Source organism: Allosphingosinicella sp. (genome assembly GCF_046295735.1).
In the GTDB taxonomy this organism is placed as follows: Bacteria; Pseudomonadota; Alphaproteobacteria; order Sphingomonadales; family Sphingomonadaceae; genus Allosphingosinicella.
The window spans coordinates 36391-58874 of sequence record NZ_JBKBMQ010000002.1; the positions used below are offsets into that span (position 1 = coordinate 36391).

Annotated in this window: 19 protein-coding genes; 5 read left to right on the plus strand and 14 right to left on the minus strand. The window is 69.5% G+C overall.

The features are described 5' to 3' along the window. From ACK4K7_RS02820 to paaG, 3 genes are all read right to left on the minus strand, one after another. A complete protein-coding gene (locus tag ACK4K7_RS02820) occupies positions 1-582 on the minus strand; it encodes a DUF6624 domain-containing protein (RefSeq protein WP_431863672.1) in 582 nt (193 codons plus the stop codon). Further along, on the minus strand, positions 579-2597 hold the full coding sequence (paaZ, locus tag ACK4K7_RS02825) for a phenylacetic acid degradation bifunctional protein PaaZ (RefSeq protein ID WP_431863673.1): 2019 nt from the start codon (positions 2595-2597) through the stop codon (positions 579-581). Before paaZ ends, ACK4K7_RS02820 begins: the two co-directional genes overlap by 4 nt. A 100-nt stretch (positions 2598-2697) precedes the next feature. Further along, the gene (gene paaG, locus ACK4K7_RS02830) at positions 2698-3477 is read right to left on the minus strand and encodes a 2-(1,2-epoxy-1,2-dihydrophenyl)acetyl-CoA isomerase PaaG (protein ID WP_431863674.1); all 780 of its coding nucleotides are present in this window, start codon (positions 3475-3477) and stop codon (positions 2698-2700) included. Between the two features lie 208 nt (positions 3478-3685). Between paaG and pcaF the strand changes: the two genes are divergently transcribed. Together pcaF and ACK4K7_RS02840 are read left to right on the plus strand one after the other, a co-directional pair. Beyond that, a complete protein-coding gene (gene pcaF, locus ACK4K7_RS02835) occupies positions 3686-4888 on the plus strand; it encodes a 3-oxoadipyl-CoA thiolase (protein WP_431863676.1) in 1203 nt (400 codons plus the stop codon). 164 nt (positions 4889-5052) lie between these two features. Continuing rightward, positions 5053-5796, plus strand: a complete 744-nt coding sequence (locus tag ACK4K7_RS02840; protein WP_431863677.1) for a creatininase family protein — start codon at positions 5053-5055, stop codon at positions 5794-5796. Between the two features lie 193 nt (positions 5797-5989). Here ACK4K7_RS02840 and cysK read toward each other — a convergent pair whose 3' ends face one another. Next, positions 5990-6910 carry a cysteine synthase A gene (cysK, locus tag ACK4K7_RS02845; protein WP_431863678.1) on the minus strand — a complete coding sequence of 307 codons (921 nt, stop codon included), beginning with the start codon at positions 6908-6910 and terminating at the stop codon, positions 5990-5992. Between the two features lie 131 nt (positions 6911-7041). Between cysK and ACK4K7_RS02850 the strand changes: the two genes are divergently transcribed. After that, positions 7042-7587: a 2OG-Fe(II) oxygenase gene (locus tag ACK4K7_RS02850; RefSeq protein WP_431863679.1), complete on the plus strand. Its 546-nt coding sequence runs from the start codon at positions 7042-7044 to the stop codon at positions 7585-7587. A gap of 2 nt (positions 7588-7589) precedes the next feature. Here ACK4K7_RS02850 and ACK4K7_RS02855 read toward each other — a convergent pair whose 3' ends face one another. From ACK4K7_RS02855 to ACK4K7_RS02900, 10 genes are all read right to left on the minus strand, one after another. Further along, entirely contained in the window at positions 7590-8834 is a 1245-nt protein-coding gene (locus tag ACK4K7_RS02855) for an MFS transporter (RefSeq protein ID WP_431863680.1), read from the minus strand. A 46-nt stretch (positions 8835-8880) separates the two neighbouring features. Further along, positions 8881-9267 carry a type II toxin-antitoxin system VapC family toxin gene (locus tag ACK4K7_RS02860; protein ID WP_431863681.1) on the minus strand — a complete coding sequence of 129 codons (387 nt, stop codon included), beginning with the start codon at positions 9265-9267 and terminating at the stop codon, positions 8881-8883. Continuing rightward, on the minus strand, positions 9264-9530 hold the full coding sequence (locus ACK4K7_RS02865; RefSeq protein WP_431863682.1) for a type II toxin-antitoxin system Phd/YefM family antitoxin: 267 nt from the start codon (positions 9528-9530) through the stop codon (positions 9264-9266). The genes ACK4K7_RS02860 and ACK4K7_RS02865 overlap by 4 nt, the downstream gene beginning before the upstream one ends. Positions 9531-9581: 51 nt before the next feature. Beyond that, positions 9582-10940 carry a serine hydrolase gene (locus ACK4K7_RS02870; RefSeq protein WP_431863683.1) on the minus strand — a complete coding sequence of 453 codons (1359 nt, stop codon included), beginning with the start codon at positions 10938-10940 and terminating at the stop codon, positions 9582-9584. Between the two features lie 89 nt (positions 10941-11029). Beyond that, positions 11030-13309, minus strand: a complete 2280-nt coding sequence (locus ACK4K7_RS02875) for an ATP-dependent helicase (protein WP_431863684.1) — start codon at positions 13307-13309, stop codon at positions 11030-11032. 62 nt (positions 13310-13371) lie between these two features. After that, on the minus strand, positions 13372-15906 hold the full coding sequence (locus ACK4K7_RS02880) for a PAS domain-containing protein (protein ID WP_431863685.1): 2535 nt from the start codon (positions 15904-15906) through the stop codon (positions 13372-13374). Positions 15907-15994: 88 nt separating this feature from the next. Further along, a complete protein-coding gene (locus ACK4K7_RS02885) occupies positions 15995-16711 on the minus strand; it encodes an NnrU family protein (protein ID WP_431863687.1) in 717 nt (238 codons plus the stop codon). A gap of 84 nt (positions 16712-16795) precedes the next feature. Further along, positions 16796-18232 carry an amidohydrolase family protein gene (locus tag ACK4K7_RS02890; protein ID WP_431863874.1) on the minus strand — a complete coding sequence of 479 codons (1437 nt, stop codon included), beginning with the start codon at positions 18230-18232 and terminating at the stop codon, positions 16796-16798. A 71-nt stretch (positions 18233-18303) separates the two neighbouring features. Continuing rightward, a complete protein-coding gene (locus tag ACK4K7_RS02895; RefSeq protein WP_431863689.1) occupies positions 18304-19695 on the minus strand; it encodes an amidohydrolase in 1392 nt (463 codons plus the stop codon). Then, the gene (locus ACK4K7_RS02900; protein ID WP_431863690.1) at positions 19695-21311 is read right to left on the minus strand and encodes a peptide MFS transporter; all 1617 of its coding nucleotides are present in this window, start codon (positions 21309-21311) and stop codon (positions 19695-19697) included. The genes ACK4K7_RS02895 and ACK4K7_RS02900 overlap by 1 nt, the downstream gene beginning before the upstream one ends. 133 nt (positions 21312-21444) lie before the next feature. Here ACK4K7_RS02900 and ACK4K7_RS02905 point away from each other — a divergent pair, with 133 nt between their 5' ends. Further along, a complete protein-coding gene (locus tag ACK4K7_RS02905) occupies positions 21445-22041 on the plus strand; it encodes a nitroreductase family protein (RefSeq protein ID WP_431863691.1) in 597 nt (198 codons plus the stop codon). Positions 22042-22093: 52 nt separating this feature from the next. Further along, positions 22094-22438 (plus strand): GntR family transcriptional regulator, encoded by a 345-nt coding sequence (locus tag ACK4K7_RS02910; protein ID WP_431863692.1) that lies wholly within the window; start codon positions 22094-22096, stop codon positions 22436-22438. Positions 22439-22484: the final 46 nt, after the last annotated feature.

A 22484-nucleotide genomic window follows, 5' to 3' on the forward strand; every position in this document is an offset into this window, starting at 1 on the left:
TCAGTCCCGCCATCCGACCGAGCGGGCCCAGGCGTCCATTCGGGCGCGCCGGGCGGTGAGGTCGCGCGGCTTCGGCTCGGCGGCGCTTTCGGCGCGCATGCGGGCGGCGGCCTCGCTAAGCGGCGGGAGGCCAACGGCGGCGCGGCGGGCGTCCACCTCCTCGGGATCCTCGATCGGCATCGGGCGCACTTCGCCCTCCTCGTTCCAATCGAACTGCGTGCCGTAGAGCTGCGGCCGGCCCTCGAGCGTGCGGATGCGGTCCTCCAGATAGGCCGACTGCCAGGTCGGCGCCCCGGCTGCCTTGAGAGCGGCGAGGCAGGCGCGCTGGAAATCGGGCAGGCCGATCGCATGCTGCGCGATCAGCCAGGCCGCCTCCGCGCCGTCCGTTCCCACGGTCGCCGCGGTGGGCCAGCCGCTCTCCGCCACGATCTCCTGGAGCGCGGCCGCATTCTCCTCGTGCACGGTCTGCATGTCGGGATTGTAGCCGTCGAACAGCGATCCGTCCGCCGCCAGCCGCTCGCGAAGCGCGAGGTCGCGCGCCGCCATGTCGAGCAGGCGGCGGCGGCGCGCCTCGTCGATCACGGCTGGTTCATGGTGAGCAGGTCGTAGGAGGCGACGACCTGGTCCTTCTGGTTGTAGACGAACACGGCCCAGCGCACTTCGCCCATCTCCTCGTTCCTGAGCTTGGTCGATTTGACGCTGAGCTCCACCCGCATCGTGTCGCCGGGATAGAGCGGCTCCAGGAAGCGCAGATTCTCGAGCCCGTAATTGGCGAGCACCGGACCCGGCGCCGGATCGACGAACAGGCCGGCGGCGAAGGAGAGGATGAGATAGCCGTGGGCGACGCGGCCGTCGAAGATCGGGTTCGCCTTGGCCGCCTCCTCGTCCATATGGGCGTAGAAGGTGTCGCCGGTGAAATGGGCGAAATGCTCGATGTCCTCGAGGCTGACGGTGCGGCTCCCGGTCTTCAGCGTATAGCCGACCTCCAGCTCGGCGATCCGCTTGCGGAAGGGATGCGCCTCGCCCTCCGGCTTGGCGGCGCCGGGCAGCCACTGGCCGATCACTTTCGACAGCATCTCCGGCGCGCCCTGGAGCGCGGTGCGCTGCATATAATGGGTGACGCCGCGTATGCCGCCCATCTCCTCGCCGCCGCCGGCGCGGCCGGGGCCGCCATGGACCAGAACGGGGAGGGGGGAGCCGTGGCCGGTGCTTTCCTTGGCACTGGTACGGTCGAGGATCATCATGCGGCCGTGATAGGCGCCGGAGCCGAGCACGAATTTCTGCGCGACCGCCGGATCGAAGGTGAAGAGCGACAAGGCAAGGCTCCCCATGCCGCGATTGGCGAGGGCGATCGCGTCGTCCAGATCCTTGTAGGGCATGATGGTCGAGACCGGGCCGAACGGCTCGACGTCGTGGATGGCGGGGGCGCCCCACGGATCGTCGGAGCGCAGCAGGATCGGCTCCATGAAGGCGCCGTTCCCCGCGACCGGAGAGCGGTCCGGATCGCCGGCGACGATGCGGGCGTGGCGCGACAGCTCGGCCACCGCCTCGCGCACCGAGGCGAGCTGATCGCGGCTGGCGAGCGCGCCCATATGCACGCCCTCCTCGCGCGGGTCGCCGACCTTCACCTTAGCGAGGCGCTGGCGCAGCGCGTCCTCGAGCGCGTCGAGATGCTCGGCCGGCGCCATGGCGCGGCGGATGGCGGTGCATTTCTGGCCCGCCTTCACCGTCATCTCGCGCGCGACTTCCTTCACGAACAGGTCGAATTCCGGCGTGCCAGGCCCTGCGTCGGGGCCGAGGATCGAGGCGTTGAGGCTGTCACGCTCGGCGATGAAGCGGACGCTCTCTCGCGCGATCACCGGATGGGACTGCAGCTTCATCGCGGTCGCGGCCGAGCCGGTGAAGCTCACCACGTCCTGAAGCGTCAGATGATCCAGCAGGTCGCCGGTCGAGCCCATGATCAGCTGCAGCGCGCCCTTGGGCAGCACGCCCGATTCGATCATGATCCGGAAGGCGGCCTCGGCGAGGTAGGCGGTGGCCGAGGCCGGCTTCACGATCGCCGGAACGCCGGCCAGCAGCGTCGGCCCCAGCTTCTCCAGCATGCCCCAGACCGGGAAGTTGAAGGCGTTGATGTGGACGGCCACGCCCTGCAGCGAGGTGTAGACGTGCTGGCCGACGAAGCTGCCGCCCTTGGACAGCATCTCCATGTCGCCGTCGGGCAGGATGCGGCCGTCGGGCAGCTCCCGCCGGCCCTTGGAGGAGAAGGAGAAGAGCGTACCCGCGCCGCCCTCGATGTCGATCCAGCCGTCGGTGCGGGTGGCGCCGGTCTGATAGTTGAGCTCGTAAAGCTCTTCCTTGCGCGCCATGACGGCGTTGGCGAGGTCCTTCAGCATCCAGGCGCGCTGGTGGAAGGTCATCGCGCGCAGCGCCGGCCCGCCGACATTGCGGGCATGGTCGAGCATCGCCTTGAAATCGAGCCCGCGGCTGCCGGTGGTGGCGACCGTCTCCCCCGTCACCGCGCTCTGGATTTCGGCGAGACCGGCCGAAGCGCGGTACCAGTCGTCGAGCGCGTAATTGAGCAGTTCCAGTGTTTTCATTTTCTATCCTGTCATGCTGAACTTGTTTCAGCATCCAACTGGTTGAAGGTCGAAGCGGGCGGCGAACTGGACCCTGAACCAGGTTCAGGGTGACGCCAGGTCATCGCCCCGTGAAGTTCGGTTTCCGCTTCTCCATGAACGCCGCCACGCCTTCGCGATAGTCGTCGGAGAAACCCAGCTCGCGCATCGCGTCGCGCTGGAGGTCCAGTTCCTGGTCGAGGCTGTGGCCCCAGCTTTCGCGGATCATGCGCTTGATGGCGGCGAGGCCCCGGGTCGGGCCGGCGGCGAAGCGGGCGGCGAGCGCGTCGACCTCGGCGTCGAGCGCCGCGTCGTCGACCGCCTTCCAGATTAGGCCCCATTCGGCGGCCGCCTCGGCCGGCAGCGGCTCGCCGGTCAGCGCGAGGCCGAGCGCGCGGGCCTGGCCGACCAGGCGCGGCAGCACGAAGGTGCCGCCGCTGTCGGGAATGAGGCCGATCGCGGCGAAGGACTGGATGAACTTCGCGCTCCTGGCGGCGATCACGATGTCGCAGGCGAGCGCGATATTGGCGCCGGCGCCGGCCGCCACGCCGTTCACCCGTGCGATTACCGGCATCGGCAGCGATACGAGGCGGCGGATCAGCGGATTGTAGCGAAGCTCGACCGACTCGCCGAGATCGACCGCCTCGCCCGGCGCCACCGCCCGGTCGTTGAGGTCCTGCCCGGCGCAGAATCCGCGCCCGGCGCCGGTCAGCACGAGCGTGCGCGCATCGCCGAGATTCGACAGCGCGTCCGCCACTTCCTCGTGCATCTGCACGGTGAAGCTGTTGAGCCGGTCTGGGCGGTTGAGGGTCAATCGGGCGACGCCCGCCTCAATCTTGAAGTCGATCGTTTCGTAGGCCATGGGATGCTCCTAACAGACCTTCTCCCCTTGCGGGAGAAGGATACGGAGACTTGGCCGCGAATGCGGCCTAGTCGAAGTTGGAAGAGGGGTGCGCTTCGAAGAAGCGCGCGGCGCGAACGGCGCCGCTGCCCCTCACCCGGCTTCGCCTAAGCTCGCCAAGGCTCCGCAACCCTCTCCCGCAAGGGGAGAGGGACACGAAGGAGCAACCATGACCGAAGCCTTCATCTGCGACGCCGTCCGGACCCCGATCGGCCGCTATGGCGGGAGCCTGGCGCATGTCCGCGCCGACGATCTCGCCGCCATCCCGATCAAGGCGCTGATGGCGCGCAACGCGGGCGTCGACTGGGACGCGCTCGACGACGTCATCTACGGCTGCGCGAACCAGGCCGGCGAGGACAATCGCAACCTCGCCCGGATGGCGGGGCTGCTCGCCGGCCTTCCGCACAAATCGGGCGGCGTCACGCTCAACCGGCTGTGCGGGTCGGGCATGGACGCGGTGGCGATGGCGGCGCGGGTGATCCGCGGGTCGGAGGCCGATTTCATCATCGCCGGCGGCTCGGAAAGCATGAGCCGCGCGCCGTTCGTCATGGCCAAGGCGACCAGCGCCTTCGACCGCAACGCCGAAATCTACGACACCACGATCGGCTGGCGCTTCGTCAATCCCAAGATGAAGCATGCCTATGGCGACGACACGATGCCCTCCACGGCCGAGAATGTCGCCGAGGAGTTCCAGGTGAGCCGCGAGGACCAGGACGCCTTCGCCGTGCGCAGCCAGGAAAAAGCGAGCCGGGCGCAGGCGAACGGCCGGCTCGCCGCGGAGATCGTCCCCGTCGAGATCCCGCAGCGCAAGGGCGATCCCATCCTTGTCGACAAGGACGAGCATCCGCGCGCGACCAGCGTCGAGGCGCTGGCGAAGCTGCGGCCGATCGTGCGGGAGGGCGGCACCGTCACCGCCGGCAACGCCTCGGGCGTCAATGACGGCGCGGCGGCGATGATCGTCGCGTCGGAGGAGGCGGCCAGGCGCCACGGCCTGACGCCCCGCGCGCGAGTGGTGGGCGCGGCCGTGGCCGGCGTCGAGCCGCGGATCATGGGCATCGGCCCCGCGCCCGCGTCCGAGAAGCTGCTCGCCCGGCTCGGCCTCAAAATCTCGGACATGGACGTGATCGAACTCAACGAGGCGTTCGCGGCGCAGGGCCTGGCGGTGATGCGGCAGCTCGGCCTTCCCGACGACGCGCCCCACGTCAATCCGAACGGCGGCGCGATCGCGCTCGGCCATCCGCTCGGCATGTCGGGCACCCGCCTCGCGCTCACCGCCGCCGAGGAGCTCCACCGCACCGGCGGCCGCTACGCGCTGTGCACCATGTGCATCGGCGTCGGCCAGGGCATCGCCCTGGTGATCGAGCGGGTCTGACGAAGGTCTGGACGGGCGCCCCGCGGCCGTTATGTTCGCTCCCGGGGCAGGGAGGGACGATTTGTGAAATGCCGGCCGGCGGACCCTGCTGAAGGGCGGCGTCGTCGCTCGCCGCGCATCGCCTCTTTCCCCCGCGTGAAAACAGACGTTCAGGAGAGTGGTTCGTGCGTATCGATCTGATGAGCTGGCCCGAGGTGGATCATTATCTCGAGGACCGTTCCGACATCATCGTTCCCATCGGCTCGACCGAGCAGCACGGGCCGAACGGCCTCATCGGCACCGACGCCTTGTGCGCCGAGGTGATCGGCCGTGCAGTGGGCGAGAAGAGCGGCGCCCTCGTCGCGCCGACCATCGCCATCGGCATGGCGCAGCATCATCTGGGCTTCCCGGGATCGATGTCGCTGCGTCCGTCGACCCTGATGGCGGTGGTGCGCGACGTGATCGCCTCGCTCGCCGGACACGGCTTCACTCGCATCTGCTTCGTCAACGGCCATGGCGGCAACATCGCGACCGTCACCGCCGCCTTCTCCGAATATTATGCGGAATCGAGCTTCGCCGCCCACGGCAACAGCACGCCGGTCGAATGCCGGCTGCGCAACTGGTGGGAGGCGCCGTCGGTCGGCCCGATCTCGAAGGAGCTCTACGGCGACGCCGAGGGCAGCCACGCCACTCCGTCCGAGGTGTCCGTCACCCAGTTCGCCTTTCCCGATCACATCAAGAGCGCGGCGATGCGGCCGGACGTGGCGCCGACCGCGAGCTTCACCGACGCGGCCGATTACCGCCGCAACTTCCCGGACGGGCGGATCGGCTCCAACCCGGCGCTCGCCAGCCCGGAGGCCGGCGCCCGTCTGGTCGAAGCCGCCGCCGGCGACCTCGCCGCCGAGCATCTGAGCTGGATCGGGCGGTAGGCTGTGACCATCATGGCTCCACCCTCACCCGCTCATCCTTAGTAGGGACTGAGCGGAGCGCGAAGCGCGGAGACGAAGGCCCGTATCGAAGGACGAGCCGGCGTGCGTCCTTCGATACGCCGCCTCGACAAGCTCGGCGGCTACTCAGGATGAGCGGTGATGGAGCTATGAGGCCATGGGATGCGCCCCAAGCTCACTCCTCCGGCAGGAAATCCGGCACGGAAAGATAGCGCTCGCCGGTGTCGTAGTTGAACCCGAGCACGCGCTTGTCCGCGCCGACCTCGCCGAGCTTCTGGCGGATGGCGGCGAGCGTCGCGCCCGAGCTGATGCCGACCAGCATGCCCTCCTCGCGCGCGGCGCGCTTCGCCATTTCCTTCGCGTCGGCCGGATCGACCTGGATGACGCCGTCCAGAAGGTCGGTGTGGAGGTTGTTCGGCACGAAACCGGCGCCGATGCCCTGAATCGGGTGCGGGCCGGGCTGGCCGCCGGAAATGACCGGCGACAAAGTCGGCTCCACCGCGAACACCTTCAGGTCCGGCCATTCCTGCTTCAGCACCCGGGCGCAGCCGGTAATGTGGCCGCCGGTGCCCACCCCGGTGATCAGCACGTCCAGCGGCGCGTCGCGGAAATCCTCCAGGATCTCGCGCGCGGTGGTGCGGACGTGGACGTCGATATTGGCGGGGTTCTCGAACTGCTGCGGCATCCAGCTGTCCGGCGTCGCGGCGACCAGCTCCCGCGCCCGCTCGATCGCGCCCTTCATCCCCTTTTCCTTGGGCGTCAGGTCGAAGGTCGCGCCATAAGCGAGCATCAGGCGCCGCCGCTCCAGGCTCATGCTTTCGGGCATGACGAGGACGAGCTTGTAGCCCTTGACCGCCGCCACCATCGCGAGGCCGATGCCGGTATTGCCCGAGGTCGGCTCGATGATCGTGCCGCCGGGGCGAAGCGCGCCCGTACGTTCGGCATCCTCGATCATCGCCAGCGCGATGCGGTCCTTGATCGATCCGCCGGGATTGGACCGCTCCGACTTGATCCACACCTCCGCCTCGCCGAACAGGCGCTGGACGCGGATGTGCGGCGTGCTGCCGATCGTGTCGAGGATGCTGGCGGCTTTCATCTTGGTCTCCTGGAGTGGGGTGCGGCAGGGGACATTGGGTGCCGCGCGCCGCCGTTCAACCTTTCCGATTCCCCGCTTCCGCGGGCGCGCCGCGGAGGCTAGGCTCGGAGGCGGGGCAGGGGAGCGCGGCCATGCGGCCAAGTCATTGGGATTGCGGGGATGCGTTCAGCGCCGCGGAATGCGCGGCCATCGTCGCGCTCGGCGAGGCGGCGGGGATGCGGCCGGCGCCGGTATGGGGCGGCCATGCCTATGTGGTGGTGCCCGCCGCGCGCGACGTCGCGATGGTCCACTGCCCCCGCGCCGCCGCGACCGAATGGATCTACGCCCGGCTCGACGCGCTGTTCGCGGAGGCGGCGCGGCGGCTCGAGCTGGAGGGGCAGGTGCGCCCGGTCGACGAGCCGATGCAGCTGCTGCGCTACGACGCGGGCTGCCACTTCCAGTCCTGGCATTCGGACGCCGGGCTGGACCTCATCGACACGCGGCGCGTCTCGGTCTCGGTCGAACTCTCCGACGCCTGCGATTATGAAGGCGGCGATCTCGAGATCATGGCGGGGCCGGCCGGCCGCACCCGCGCGCCCCGCAAGGGCGCGGCGCGCTTCTTCCGCTCCTCGACGTTCCATCGGGTGACGCCCGTCACCTCGGGCGTGCGTCACGCGCTGGCGATCTGGACCGGCTGAGCTCAGCCCGACGGTTCGAAGCTGCGCGCGCGGCGCAATTCCGGGAAGAGGCGCGCCCAAGCGATCGTGATCGCGATCGCGCCCGCGCCGCCCGCGACCACCGCCGCCACCGGACCGATCAGGGCGGCGAGGAAGCCCGATTCCGCCTCGCCCAGCTCGTTGGAGGCGGAGATGGTGAGCATCGACACCGCGCCGACGCGCCCCCGCATCTCGTCGGGCGTGTGGAGCTGGATCAGCGACTGGCGGACATAGACGGAGAACATGTCGGCCGCGCCCACCACGAACAGGGCGGCGAGCGACAGCGGCATGGAGGTCGACAGGCCGAACACGATCGTGGCGAGGCCGAAGACGATGACGGCGCCCAGCATCTTCATGCCGACCTCGGTCCGGAGCGGCCGGAAGGAGAAGAACAGTGCCGTCACCGCCGCGCCGACCGCCGGAGCGGCGCCGAGCTGGGCGAGGCCCTCCGGCCCGACCTCCAGGATGTCGCGGGCATAGACCGGGAGCAAGGCGGTCGCGCCGGCCAGGAAGACGGCGAACAGGTCGAGCGTGATCGCGGCCAGCACCAGCCGGTTGGTGCGCACATAGGACAGGCCGTCGATCATCTGCCGGATGGGGTGGCGGGCGCGGTCGATCGCGGGGCGGGGCACGGGGCCGATCAGCGCCAGGCACAGCAGCGAGACGGCGAACAGGCCGGCCGCTCCGTAATAGGCATATTCCGGCACCCAGGCGTAGAGATAGCCGCCGAGCGCCGGCCCGGCGATCAGCCCCGCCTGCCACGCGATCGACGACAAAGCGATGGCGTTCGGCAATATCTCCTTCGGCACCAGGTTGGGCGCGAGCGCCGACAGCGCGGGTCCGGAAAAGGCTCGGGCGACGCCGATCAGTAAGGCGACCGCGAACAGCACCGGCAGGGTCATCGCGCCCGCCGCCGTGAAGCCGGCGAGAATGGCCGCGCAGCCGATCTGCAGCCCCACCGTCGCCCGCGCGATCCAGCGCCGGTCGAGCCGGTCGGCGACCCAGCCGGTGACCGGCGTCAGCGCGAACAGCGGCACGAACTGGATGAGGCCGATGAAGCCGAGCTGCGCGGCAGCGGCGGCCGGGCTCATGCCGCCGTCGCGCGCGATATTGTAGACCTGCCAGCCGATGATCAGCATCATCGCCGACTGGGCGAGCATCGCGGTCAGGCGCGCCGCCCAATAATAACGGAAATCGGCGATGGCGAAGGGGTGGCGCGGCGGCTTCATCTCCGCCGCGCCTTAGGCAGGCGGCGGCGGCGGGGCAATGGCTGGATCAGGCGAGCGCCGAGCGGATGTCGGTCAGTCTGAAGTCGCTCCCGACGTAGAGCAAGGGGCAGTCCTTCTCCTTGGCGAGCGCATAAGCGAAGCAGTCCCCGAAGTTGAGCTTCGCCTTGTGAAAGCCTCTCCCCCAGCGAAGATAAGCCGCGAACGCGGAGCGCGCGCGAACTTCCGTCAGGGGCAGCACGGTGGGAAACAGGTCGGCCAGCAAGTCCGCCATGCTCGCCTCGAGTCCCCGCGCGGTCGAGACGATGAGCGCCTCCGTCAGCGTCGGCGCGGCGATCAGCAGCTCGTTGTGATCGGCGATCGCGCCTCGGCAATCCTGTGCCGCCGGTTCCGCCTGGACGATGGCCATCAACGCCGATGTCTCGAGGACGATCACGCCGGTAGCCCGTCGTCCCCATAGAGCCAATCCTGGCTTCGCGCCGCGCATTCGCCTTCCTGTCGCGCGGGAGCGCGAGCGATCGCCCGGTCGATGGCTTCCAGACGGCGTCGCCGCAATTCCTCGGCGGGCACGTCGTGCGCCACCGGCGTCAGCCGCACCGCGGGGCGGCCATGGCGGGTGAGGACCACTTCATTGCCCGCCTCGGCACGGCGCACCAGCTCGGTGAGGCGCGCCTTGGCTTCGCTGAGGGGGACGTGCATGACCAGCTCCTTTATGGACCAGAATATAGTCCAGAAGCGCCCCTGCGACAATCAGGCGACGCGGAGGAGCGTGGCGCCGAACCCGCCTTCGTAAAGCGCGCCGCAGCCGATGCTTCCCGCGGCCGGATCGCGCCGGCACGCCCAGAAATAGAGCGGGTCGAGCTGGCCGCCGCCGCGAAGGGGCAGCAGCGCCCGCGCGTCGCCCGTGGCGCGGTCGTGGAGAACCAGCTGGTCGCTGCCGTTCCGGGAGATTTCGAGATCCTGCGAGAAACGCGGATCGCTGTTCCTGTACCGGCCGAGCCATTCCGGATCGGCCGGCCGCTCCAGATCGAGTTCCGGCAGCGCGGGGTAGAGCGGCGCCTCGCCGAGCGCCAGGCGCGCGATATTCTCCGCCCAGCGGAATTCGGCGGCATAATTGTTGGCCACCGAGGAGACGATCAGGTCCGCCTCTCGGACATGATAGACGTCCAAATAGAAGCCCGGCGCCCGCCCGTCGGCGCCGATCCGGGGCCGGTCGCCTCCGAACAGGGAAGGAAAGGCCTCCGCGCCCGGAAGGCGGCGGCGCCACGCCGCGCCGAAGAAGCGCAGCACGTCGTGGGCCGAAGCATGGAGCGAGCCGCCGCCCGGCCGGGTCTCAGCGGCATAGAAGCGGGCCGGCTGGCGGGTTCCGATCTCGGTGCCCGGCGCATGGCCCCTGGCCCACCCCTCGGGCGTGAGGCGGGAGTCGGCGATCGCGCCGCTGCGGTGCATGCCGAGCGGCGCGAAGACGAGGTCGCGCATCAGCTCCGCATAAGGCTGGCCGCGGACCATCTCCATCACCCGCGCCAGCACGGCATAGCCGCCATTGCTGTAGCTGCGCCGCGCGCCGGGTTCGAAGGCGAGCGGAAGGCCAGCCAGCCGGTCCAGCAGCTCGTCGTGCGAGAAGCTGGTCGCGCCGTCGCCCCAGGGCTGGTCGTTGGTGTGCGGAATGCCGGACCGATGCTGGGTGATCGCCTCCAGCGTGATCCGGTCCGCGGAGGGAAAGCGGGGAAGGTAGCGGTCGAGCCGGTCGGAGAGCCGCAGCTCGCCGCGCGCCGCCATCGCCGCCAATGCGGCATCGGTCATGTTCTTCGACAGCGAGGCGATGCGGAAGACGGCGTCCGGCGCGAACGGCGTACCGAGCCGATGGTCGGCGAGCCCGTAGGAGCGATCGAACAGCAGCCGTCCGCCTTGCTCGATCTTCAATGAGCCGTCGAACATCCCGGCGCCCGCGGCTTGCGTCAGCAGCCGGTCGATGGCCCCGATCCGGTCCGGCGGCAGAGCGCCCGCCGGCGTGGCGAAAGCGCCCCTCGTCCCGCCGGCCACGGCGCAGAGGCCAGCCAGGGCGCCGGAGAGGCACTGCCGCCGCGAAATGCGCATTCCCTTGCTCACGGGCAGTCTCCTCGCCGAGTCGACTACAGGTGTAGTCGTAACATCGGTCGCCGGCAAGGTGGCTCTCGCCTGAACTGCGTGCGCGCCGATCAGGCGATACTGACGAAGCTGTCCAGCACTCGCTTGCGGCCCGCCTGCTCGAATTCGATCTCGAGCTTGTTGCCTTCGATCTCCTCGACGCGGCCGTAGCCGAACTTGGAGTGGAAGACGCGCATGCCGACCGCGATGTCGCTGCGGCCGGGATTGCCGAGGCTGACGGAGGAGGCGCGCGCTTCCACGATGCGCTGCGGCTCGGCGTTGAACCGCCCGGCCGCCGCGCGCTGCCAGCCCGGGCCGCGCGTGCTCGCGCGGTGCGACTGGGCGGCGGCGAGATGGGCGAACGGGTCGGCGCGCTCCGACCAGTTGGCGCGCCACAGGCTCTCGCCGCCCGACATCGTATGTTCCTGCTCGACATGGGCGTCGGGCAGCTCGCCGACGAAGCGGCTCGGGATGGAGGAGGTCCACTGGCCGTAGATGCGGCGATTGGCGGCGTGCAATATGAAGCATTTGCGCCGCGCTCTTGTGATCGCGACATAAGCGAGCCGGCGCTCCTCCTCCAGGCTGGCGAGGCCGCCTTCGTCGAGCGCGCGCTGCGAGGGGAAGACGCCTTCCTCCCAACCGGCGAGGAAGACCGTGTCGAACTCGAGCCCCTTGGCGGCGTGGATGGTCATCAAGGTGACCTTCTCCTGGTCGCGCTGCGCGTCATTCTCCATCACCAGGCTGACATGTTCGAGGAAGGCGCCGAGCGTCTCATATTCCTCCATCGCGCGGGTGAGCTCCGACAGATTCTCGAGCCGGCCGGCGCTTTCGGCCGAGCGGTCGGCCTGGAGCATGGCGGTATAGCCGCTCTCGTCCAGCACCAGCCGGGCGAGCTCGGGATGGGGCAGCTCCGAAAGGCGCTGGCGCCACCGGGCGAAATCGCCGACCAGATTGCCGAGCGAGCGGCGCGCCTGCGGCGTCAGCTCGTCGGTGTCGAGGATCTGGGCGGCGGCCTGGCTGAGCGACACGCCTTGCGCGCGGGCGAGCGCGTGGACCTTGGCCACCGCCTTGTCGCCGAGCCCCCGCTTGGGGACGTTGACGATGCGCTCGAAGGCGAGGTCGTCGGCCGGCTGGGCGATGACGCGCAGATAAGCGAGCGCGTCGCGGATCTCCGCGCGCTCGTAGAAGCGGAAACCCCCGACGATGCGATAGGGCAGGCCGATCGCGATGAACCGGTCCTCGAACTCGCGGGTCTGGAACTGGGCGCGGACCAGGATGGCCATCGCGTCGAGGCTCTGGCCGCGCCGCTGCGCCGCCTCGATCTCCTCGCCGACGCGGCGCGCCTCCTCCGGCCCGTCCCAGACGCCGATCACCTGCACCTTCTCGCCGGCCTCATGCTCGGTCCACAAGGTCTTGCCGAGCCGCCCGCTGTTCTGCGCGATGACGCCCGAGGCGGCGGCGAGGATGTGCGGCGTCGACCGGTAATTCTGTTCCAGCCGGATCACCTTCGCGCCCGGAAAATCCCGCTCGAACCGCAGGATGTTCGCCACCTCCGCGCCGCGCCAGGAATAGATCGACTGATCGTCGTCGCCCACGCAGCAGATGTTCTTGCGCTCCTGGGCGAGCAGGCGGAGCCACAGATACTGGCTCTGGTTGGTGTCCTGATATTCGTCGACCAGCACATATTTGAAGCGCTGCTGATAGTGTTGGAGCACGTCGCGCCGCGTCTTCAGGATCACCAGCATGTGGAGCAGCAAATCGCCGAAGTCGCAGGCGTTCAACGCCTTCAGCCGCTCCTGATAGGCGGCATAGAGCGCCTGGCCCTTGCCGTTGGCATAGGCCTCCGCTTCGCCCGCGTCGATGTCGGGCGGCGTCCAGCCCTTGTTCTTCCAGCCGTCGATCATCGCCGCCAGCATCCGCGCCGGCCAGCGTTTCTCGTCGATGTCGGCGGCCTGGATGAGCTGCTTCAGGAGCCGCAGCTGGTCGTCCGTGTCGAGGATGGTGAAGTTGGACTGGAGCCCGACCAGTTCGGCGTGGCGGCGCAGCATCTTGGCGCCGATCGCGTGGAAGGTGCCGAGCCAGGGCATGCCCTCGACCGCCGGGCCGACGATCCGCCCGACCCGCTCGCGCATCTCGCGCGCGGCCTTGTTGGTGAAGGTGACGGCGAGGATCTCCGACGGCCAGGCGCGGCGGGTGGCGATCAGGTGGGCGAGCCGGGCGGTCAGCGCGGCGGTCTTGCCGGTGCCGGCGCCGGCGAGGACCAGCACCGGACCCTCGGTGGTCAGCACCGCCTCGCGCTGCGGCGGATTGAGGCCGGACAGATAAGCGGGTTCGGGAGCGGGGTCGGTCACGGGCGAACGATTAGGGAACGAGCGCGTCCGGGGCAATGGCCGAGTGCGGCCGGCGGGGCGGCTCAGGCCGTCTCCGGCATCCGGAGCGCGTCGGACAGCGCCTCCGACAGGCCCTTCACCGAATAGGGCTTGTGGAGCAGCGGGAAGCCGTGCGTCCCCTGGTCGGCCAGCACGTGGCTGTAGCCGCTGGTCAGCACGACCGGCAGCCGCGGATGGGCGCGGGCGATGTCCTGCGCGAGCTCCACGCCGCTGCGGCCGGGCATCACCACGTCGGTGAAGACGAGGTCGATCGCGTCCGCCTCGCGCGCCAGCGTGGCCAGCGCTTCCTCGGCGTCGCAGGCGAGCAGGCTCTCATAGCCGAGATCGGCGAGCAGCTCGGTCGCGAACTCGCCCACCTGGCGGTTGTCCTCGACCACCAGGATGCGGCCGCGGCCGGCATGGCGCGTCGCGGCGCCGTCGTCCACCGCCTCCTCCGGCGGAGGTTCGGCGACGCGCGGCAGATAGAGCGTGAAGGTGGAGCCGCGGCCGAGCGCGCTGTCCACCCTGATCTCGCCGCCCGATTGCTTGGCGAAGCCGAACACCTGGCTGAGGCCGAGGCCGGTGCCGTGGCCCACGCCCTTGGTGGTGAAGAAGGGTTCGAAGATGCGCGCCATCTCCTCGGGCGCGATGCCGCTGCCGGTGTCGCCGATCGCGATCGCCACGAATTCGCCCGCGGCGGCGGGATTGGCGAGATCGGCCGGGATCTCGTCGACCGGGGACACACGGATGGTGAGGGTGCCTTCGCCGTCCATCGCGTCGCGGGCGTTGACCGACATGTTGAGGATGGCGGTCTCGAGCTGGTTGGGATCGGCCTTGACGAAGCAATGGCCGCAATCGAGGTCGAGCTCGGTCTCGATCCGCGATCCCATGATCGGCCGGACCATTTCGGTCAGCGCGCGAATGCGGGCGGGGACGTCGAACACCACCGGCTCCAGCGCCTGGCGCCGGGCGAAGGCGAGCAGCTGGTTGGTGAGCTTGGCGGCGCGGTCGGCGGTCTCGGCGATGGCGTCGACATAGCGGGCGCGCTTCTCCTCGCTGAGGCCGGGGCGGCGCAGGATGTCGGCGCTGCCGCGGATGACGGTGAGGAGATTGTTGAAATCGTGCGCGATGCCGCCGGTCAGCTGGCCGATCGCCTCCATCTTCTGGGCCTGGCGCAGCGCCTCGTTGGCCTGTTCCAGCTCCAGCGTGCGCTCGGTGACGCGCTGCTCCAGCGTCTGGTTGGCGAGCTGCGCGGCGGCGAACAGCCGGGCATTGTCGATCGCGATCGCGGCCTGGCCGGCAAGGCCGGTCATCACCCGCTCCGCCCGCTCGCCGAAGGTGCCGGGAACCGAATGGCCGAAGAACAGGCCGCCGATCACCTCGCCCGAACGGGAGACGACGGGCACCGCCAGATAGGCCCGCACCGGCAGGTGGCCCTCGGGCATGCCGTAATGCGGCGCCTCGTGCCCGTAGCGCGGATCCTGGGTGATGTCGTGCGAACGGATGACGCCTTCGCCGCGGAAGGTGGGCGCGAACACCTTGGTCGCGCGCGGCATTCCGAAATCGAACTGCGACGGCTCGGCGCCCGACAGCGCGTAGAGCATGTAGCTCTCGCCGTCGCCGCGGGTGACGTTGTAGAAGAAAGCGCCGAACTCCGCGCCGGTCAGGTCGACGCCCGCGTCCACCACCAGCTGCACGATCTTCTCGAGGTCGAGCTCGGCCGCGATCTGGCCGCCGGTGCGGTTGAGGATCTCGAGCGCGTGGCTCTCCTCGGCCAGCCGGTCGCGGCTCTCGCGCAGCTCCGCCTCCACCGCCCGCTCGGCGGAAATGTCGCGCACCTCGATGATCGTCCCGACCGTCTTCGACGCCTCGTCGCGCACCGGGCTGGCGGTGAAGGCGACCGGGTAGAAATGGCCGTCCTTGTGGACGAACACGCCTTCGCCCTGGACGTTGTTGTCCTCCGGAAAGGCGCGGTCGATCGGGCAGTCCTCGATCGGGAAGGGCGTGCCGTCGGGATGGGTGTGGTGGATGACGTCGTGCAGCGGGCGCCCCTGCGTCTCCTCGAAGCTGTATCCGGTCAGCCGCTCGGCCGCAGCGTTCATGTAGATGCAGTGCTGGCGCTCATCCATCAGGAAGATGGAGACGCTGGCATTGTTCAGCACCGCGTCGAGCCGGCGCTCGGCCTGGCGGCGGGCGAACTCGGCGTCGACGGCGGCGGTGACGTCCGTGCCTTCGGCGAAGATGCCGGTGACGGCGCCGTCTTCGTCCCGAAGCGGCTCGTAGACGAAGCTGATGTAGAGCTTGCGCGACTCGCCGCCCGGCTGGTCGTAGACCACCGGCACATGCTCGGCGACATAGGGCTTGCCGGTGCGGTAGACCTCGTCGAGCAGGTCGGCATAGCCCTGCTCCGCGATCTCCGGCAGCGCCTCCCGGAACGGCTTGCCGAGCACGTCGCGGCCGTTCAGCAGCTTGCGATAGGCCGCGTTGGTGATTTCGAACACGAGGTCGGGTCCGCGCAGCACCGCGATGAAGCCGGGGGCGGATTCGAACAGATGTCGGAAATCGGCGGGGCCGGTCATACGCTACAAGGATCCCGGGGGAAGGCTTACCGGCTTTGTAGCGCGTCAAAAAACGCTGGCAAGGCTTTGAAGAATCTGGAGCTGAAGTTCAGCGCAGCAGCCAGCTGAAATCCTGGTAGACGGCGATCGGCGACACTTCGGGCGCGTGCCACCAGGTGATGAGCAGCCACAGCAGCGTGCCGGCGATCAGCGGGATCCAGCCGGGCAGGAAGGCCGTGCGCCAGCGCAGCTTGCCCCGCAGCTGCGCGCCGAACGGGAAGAAGCCGGTCCGCGCCTGCCAGTCGGTCCAGGCCGCGCCCATCGCGGCGGCCTTGCGCCGGTCCTGGCCGATCGATCCAAAGAAAGCGAGGATCAGGATGTCGCCCGCGACGATGATGTTGCGGGTGGTGCCGTAGACGGAAAGATGGACCAGCGCCCACAGGATGAAGGCCCAGTTCATTGGATGGCGGGTGACGGCGAACACGCCGCGCGGCGGCGGGATCTGCGTCGGCGGCGCGCCGGGATGGGGAAAGGCCGGGTTGCGGATCAGCGATCCGACCAGCAGCACCAGCGCCGGGATCATCAGGAACGAGCCCGCCCACCAGACGAGCGACGGCGCGATCCACAGCGGAAAGGTCTCGCCCACCTGCCGCCAGGCGACGATCATCCAGCCGAGCGCCGCGAAGGCGATCAGCGAATAAAGCAGGCTGAAGCCCTTCTCGCCCAGCCGCCCCGCGAGCGCCGGGCGGAGCGGGTGGGAGAGCAGGAAATGCCCGCCGACGAACAGGACCGTCGCGGCCAGCAGCGAGATTTCGGCAGGCGACATGGATCAGGCTCCCTCCCCGGAAGGCGGCGAGCCTAATACAGCCGGCGCGGCGAAGGAAGGGCGCGGCTTTCCGCGCCCTTCCTGTCAGCGCTCGTAAGCCTTGGGCAGCTCACTCTCCGTCGCGGTGCGGTAGCGGTCGCGAAGCCGGGTCTGGCGATTCTCGAGCGGCTGCGCGACGCCGTCGATCCACACCGCCTGGACGCCGCTGGTCAGCTCCAGCGGGTCGCCGTCCCAGATCACCACGTCGGCGCGGCGGCCCGGGCGCAGCGACCCGATCTCGCCGTCCAGGCCCAGCGCCTCGGCCGGGCGCGCGCTGATCGCGGCGAACGCCTCGCCCCAGCTGAGGCCGGTATGGCCCGGGATCCGCGTCAGGGCGACCAGGTTGCCGGCATATTGCGTCGACAGCCTGATCTGGCGCGCTTCATTGTCGTTGATCATGCCGATCGCGACGTTGACGCCCGCCGCGCGCATCCGCCCGACATTGGACTGGGTCGCCGACACCTGCTCGAAGGAGGAGGGGAGGCTTTCGAGCGCGTTGGCGATGACCGGCACGCGCGCCGCCGCGATCTCCCGCGCCACCCGCCAGCCTTCCGACGCGCCGACCAGCACGAGCCGCAGGTTCGGGAACTCGCGGGAGAGGGCGAGGGTCTGGAGGATGTCGCTGGCGCGGTTGACGTGGACCAGCAGCAATTGCTCGCCGCGCACCACCGGCACCAAAGCCGCGGCGTCGAAGCGGGTGAGCAGCACGTCGGTCGGGCGCGGGCCGGTCGGCTCGAACATCCGGAAATCGGGCTGGTCCTCCAGCTGCGGCTGGCTGACGCCGACCCGCTCGCGCGGCTGTCCGCCGCCGCCGGAGATCGGATAGCGCAGCTGGCCCGCCTCGCGCAGCGCGTTGCGCAGCAGCGCATGGGCCGAGGGGCGGCTGCCGCCGGCGACCGAGGCGCCGCGCTCGCCCAGTTCCACGAACTGGAAATGGCGGCCGCGGGTGATCGGCCGCATGTCGGCGCCGAGATCGATGACCGCGCCCTGGCCCGCGAAGATCGAGCGGGCGGTGACCGGCGCGACCACGGCGCGGGTCACGCCCGCCGCGCGGTTGACCGCGATCGACGAGGCTTCGGGATTGACCGCCGGCGTGATGTCGATCGCCGCCGAGAACGGCCCCTGGGCCGCGGCGGTGTCGTTGGTGCCGGACACGGCGTCGACCTCGATCAGGCCGATGCGGGAGAAGCCGGCGACGATGCCGGGCGTCACCCAGCGGCCGGACGCGTCCACCACCTGCGCGCCCGCGGGCACGGCCACGCCGGCGCCCGCGGCCACCACCCGGCCGTCGCGGATCACCACCGTGCCGCCGTCGATCGGCTCCGATCCGTCGCCGAGCACAACGCGCCCGCCGGTGATCGCGATCGTCTGCGCGGAGACGGGAGCGGCGGCAAGGAGGGCGAGGAGGGCAACTCCTCCCCGAAACGGGGAGGGGGACCGCCGGCGAAGCCGGTGGTGGAGGGGGGCGAGCGCAGCGAGCATGGAGGCGGTGGATTCCTTCACCAGCCTCCGGCAGGCCCCCCCCGTACCGGGGAGAATGTTCCCGACGAACCTCATTTCACGTCTCCTTCACCGGGCTGGCCGAGCTCGAAGTCGGAGACGGGGCGCAAGGCGGGGTTGTTCATGTCGTAGAGGAGCGCGCCGTCGATCCAGACGCGTTCCGGGCGGGTGTAGACGCTGAAGGGATGGCCGTTCCACAGCACCACGTCGGCGCGCTTGCCGACGCGCAGGCTGCCGGTCTCCTCGGCGATGCCGAGCACCCGGGCCGGATTGTAGCTGAGCCAGGTCCAGGCGACCTCGTCGGCGATCTGGATGCCCATCCGCCGGCCGTCGGCGAGCGCCTTGGCCGCTTCCTGGTTAAGGCGCTGGATTCCGTTGGGGTCGTCCGAATGGACGATCGCGCAGGCGCCCGCATTGTGGACCAGCGGGATGTTCTCGTTGACCGCGTCATAGGCTTCCATCTTGAAGCCCCACCAGTCCGCCCACATCGACGAACAGACGTCGTTCTCGCGCAGCAGGTCGGCGATCTTGTAGCTTTCGACCGCGTGGTGGAACGAGGCGATGCGGAAGCCGAACTCCTTCGCCATGTCCATCATGATCGCCATCTCGTCGGCGCGGTAACAATGGTTGTGGACGATGATGTCGCCGTTCAGCACGTCGACCAGGGTGTCGAGCGCGAAGTCGCGGGCGGTGTTGCGCTCGCGCGCGCGGCGGTCGCGATATTCGATCGCGCGCTGCCAGGTCTGCCGCATCAGGGCGACGTTGCCCATGCGGGTCTGCGGGATCTGGTTGCGGCTGCCGTAGACGCGCTTGGGATTTTCGCCGCAGGCCATCTTGAGGCCGCGCGGCGCGCCCGGGAAGCGCATCTGCTGCATCGTGCGGGCCGGCACGTTGCGCAGCGTGACCGCCCGGCCGCCGAACAGGTTGGCCGATCCGGGCAGGATCTGGAGCGTCGTCACGCCCCCGTTGGCGAGCGCGCGGGAAAAGCCCGGATCCTGCGGCCAGACGGCATGTTCGGCCCACACTTCCGGGCGCACCGGGCCGGTGATCTCGTTGCCGTCCGAATGCGCCTCGACCGCGGGCGAGGGATAGTTGCCGAGATGGGAGTGGGTGTCGATGATGCCCGGCGTCACCCAGCGGCCGCGCGCCTCGATCACGCTGGCGCCGGCCGGCACCGGCGTGTCGGCGCCGCCGATCGCCTGGATGCGGCCGTCGGCGAGCACGACCGTGCCGTTCTCGATCCGCCCGCCTTCGCCGTCGAAGATGGTGGCGCCGGTGATGGCGGTGGTGACGCCCGGATAGGGGCGGTAGGTCGACGGATAGGGGTCCGCCACCTCCGCCCGCGCCGACGCGGCCGAGGCCGAGCCGGCGCGCGGCTGCTCCGCGGTGGCGCAGCCGGCGAGGAGGGACGCGGCCGACAGGCCGGCGAGCAGTTTCAGGCGCATCAATATTGCTCCCGGCTTGGCTTGGTTTCGTCCTGCGGGAACATGCCCGGGCCCTGCTTCTCGGCCAGCTCCTTGTAGCCGGCGAGTTCCTCGTCGTCCTGGAGCGTGTCGAGGTGCATCAGCTTCTTCACCAGCGGCGCGACCAGCATCACCGCCACGCCCACGCCGATCGCGATCCAGCCGACCGTCGAATAGACGTCGAGCACGATCTCCTTGGCGGCGCCGGATTCGCCTTCCAGCTCGCCCGATCCGGTGGCGGCGGCGATCAGGCCGGCCGCGAAATTGCCGGTCGCCGACGCGAAGAACCAGGTGCCCATGATGAGGCTGGCCATATGCTTGGGCGCCAGCCGGTTCATGGCGCTCAGGCCCACCGGCGACAGGCACAGCTCGCCGGTCGTGTGGAGGAGGTAGATGAGGAAGATGAAGATTACCGGCGTCGGATTCTCGATGCCGATCGCCTGCGCGCCGAACACCAGCACCAGGAAGCCCGCGCCGAGCTGGACCATGGCGAGGCCGAACTTGGCCGGGGCCGACGGCTCCAGCCCGCGTCGGCCCAGCGTCGTCCACAGCCAGGCGAAGAGCGGCGCCAGCAGGATGATGTAGAGCGGGTTGATCGATTGGAAGGTCGCCGCCGGAACGTCGATGCCGAGCATGGTCCGGTCGACATGGCGGTCGGTGAACAGGTTGAGCGAGGAGCCGGCCTGTTCGAACAGCGCCCAGAACAGGATCGATCCCACGATCAGGAACATCGCCGCGAAGATGCGGTCGCGGTCCTCGCGCGGCAGCTTCACCACCGCGGTGAAGAGGACATAGCCGACCAGCACGATGCCGAAGACGAGCAGCAGGCTGCCGACCAGCTCCTGATACTGGATCAGCGCCCAGATCACCGCCACCATCGCGATGCCGACGAGGTAGAGCAGCCATTCGAACTTGATTCCCATCACCCGGCTGTTGAGCCGGGCCGGATCGCGCGACTCGCCCTTGCCCATCAGCAGCGGGGTGAAGATCATGAACACGATGAGGCCGGCGAGCATGCCGAATCCGGCGAGGCCGAAGCCGTAGGCCCAGCCGTAGCTCTGCCCGATCCAGCCGCACAGCAGCGATCCGAGGAACGCGCCGAGGTTAATGCCCATGTAGAAGATGGTGTAGGCGCCGTCGCGGCGCACGTCGGTGCGCGGATAGAGCTGACCGACGATCACCGAGATGTTGGCCTTGAGGAAGCCCGATCCGACGATGATGAAGGACAGCGCCAGCCAGAAGATGTTGATGGTCGGGTCCGCCTGGCCGCCCGTGCCTTCGAACGCCATGAAGAAGTGGCCGAAGGTGAGCAGGACCGCCCCGAACAGCACCGCCTTGCGCTGCCCCAGATAGCGGTCGGCGAGATAGCCGCCGATCACCGGCGTGATGTAGACCAGGGCCGTATAGGCGCCGTAGATGACCGAGCCGCGCTCGTCCGAAAAGGCCCAATGCTGGACGAGGTAGAAGATCAGCAGCGCCCGCATGCCGTAGTAGGAGAAGCGCTCCCACATCTCGGCGAAGAACAGGACGTAGAGGCCGCGCGGGTGACCGAAGAAGGTCTTCGTGTCGTAGCCGCTGTCGGGAACGGTGGAGGCCATCGGGCGCAACTCCCTGAACGAATTGACCGACCGCTCGGACGGCGGCCTTGAGGAGGAGCGGCACAGTAGCGCCCTTATCGCGCGTGTGAAGCGGGATTGTTACGGTAGGTCGGGCCTGTTACGCGCCCTTTCCATGCTGAACGACCGTTCCTCGCCGATCGCGCTGCTGCGCACCCGCCGCTCGTCGCGGCCGCGCGACCTCGTCGCGCCGGGCCCCAACGCGGCCGAGCTGCGGCGGATCGTGGAGATCGCCGCCCGCACGCCCGATCACGGCAAGCTCCACCCCTGGCACTTCGTCCATGTCCCGGCGGACGGCCGCGCGGCGCTCGCCGATTTGCTCCACCGCGCCTACCGGATCGACAATCCCGCGCCCGGCCGGCTCGAGGTCGAGGCGATCGACCGCTTCGCCCATCAGGCGCCCGAGCTGATCGTGGCCCTGTTCCGTCCGGTCGCGCCGTCCAAGATCCCGGTCTGGGAACAGCAATTGTCCTGCGGCGCCGCGGTCATGAATCTCCTCCACGCCGCCCACGCGCTGGGGTTCGCCGGCGGCTGGGTGACCGGCTGGGCGGCCTATAGCGACGCCGTTCGCGACGCGTTCGGCGGCCCCGACGAGCGCATCGCCGGCTTCCTCTTCCTGGGCACGGCCGGCTGCGTCCCCGAAGAACGGCCGCGCCCCGATCTCGCGGACGTCTTCGCCGCCTGGCGCCCGGACCCCGGAATCTCGGGGTGAATCTCTTTCGTCGGGGCTTGACCCCGGTGCTGTATTAGTACACTGTTACGCGATGTCCGAAGAACGCCCCGTCTATCTCCGCCTCCGCGACCGCATCGCGGCCATGATCCTCGACGGCAAGGTGCGGGACGGCGATCCGCTGCCCTCGGTGCGCAGCCTGGCGGCCGATTTCGGCGCCAATCCGCTCACCGTCGCCAAGGCCTACCAGACCTTCCAGGACGAGGGGCTGGTGACGGTGAAGCGCGGCGTGGGCATGTTCGTCGCGCCCGGCGCCGCGGCACGGCTGCGCGAGGCGGAGCGGCGCGATTTCCTCGATCATCGCTGGCCGGCGATCGCCGAACATATCCGCCGCCTCGGCCTCGACGCGGAAGACCTGGTCGAACGCGCCCTCGCCTGAACGGGCTGGACCTCTCGCGTCCGCGCGTCCAGACTGACCGCCCGGC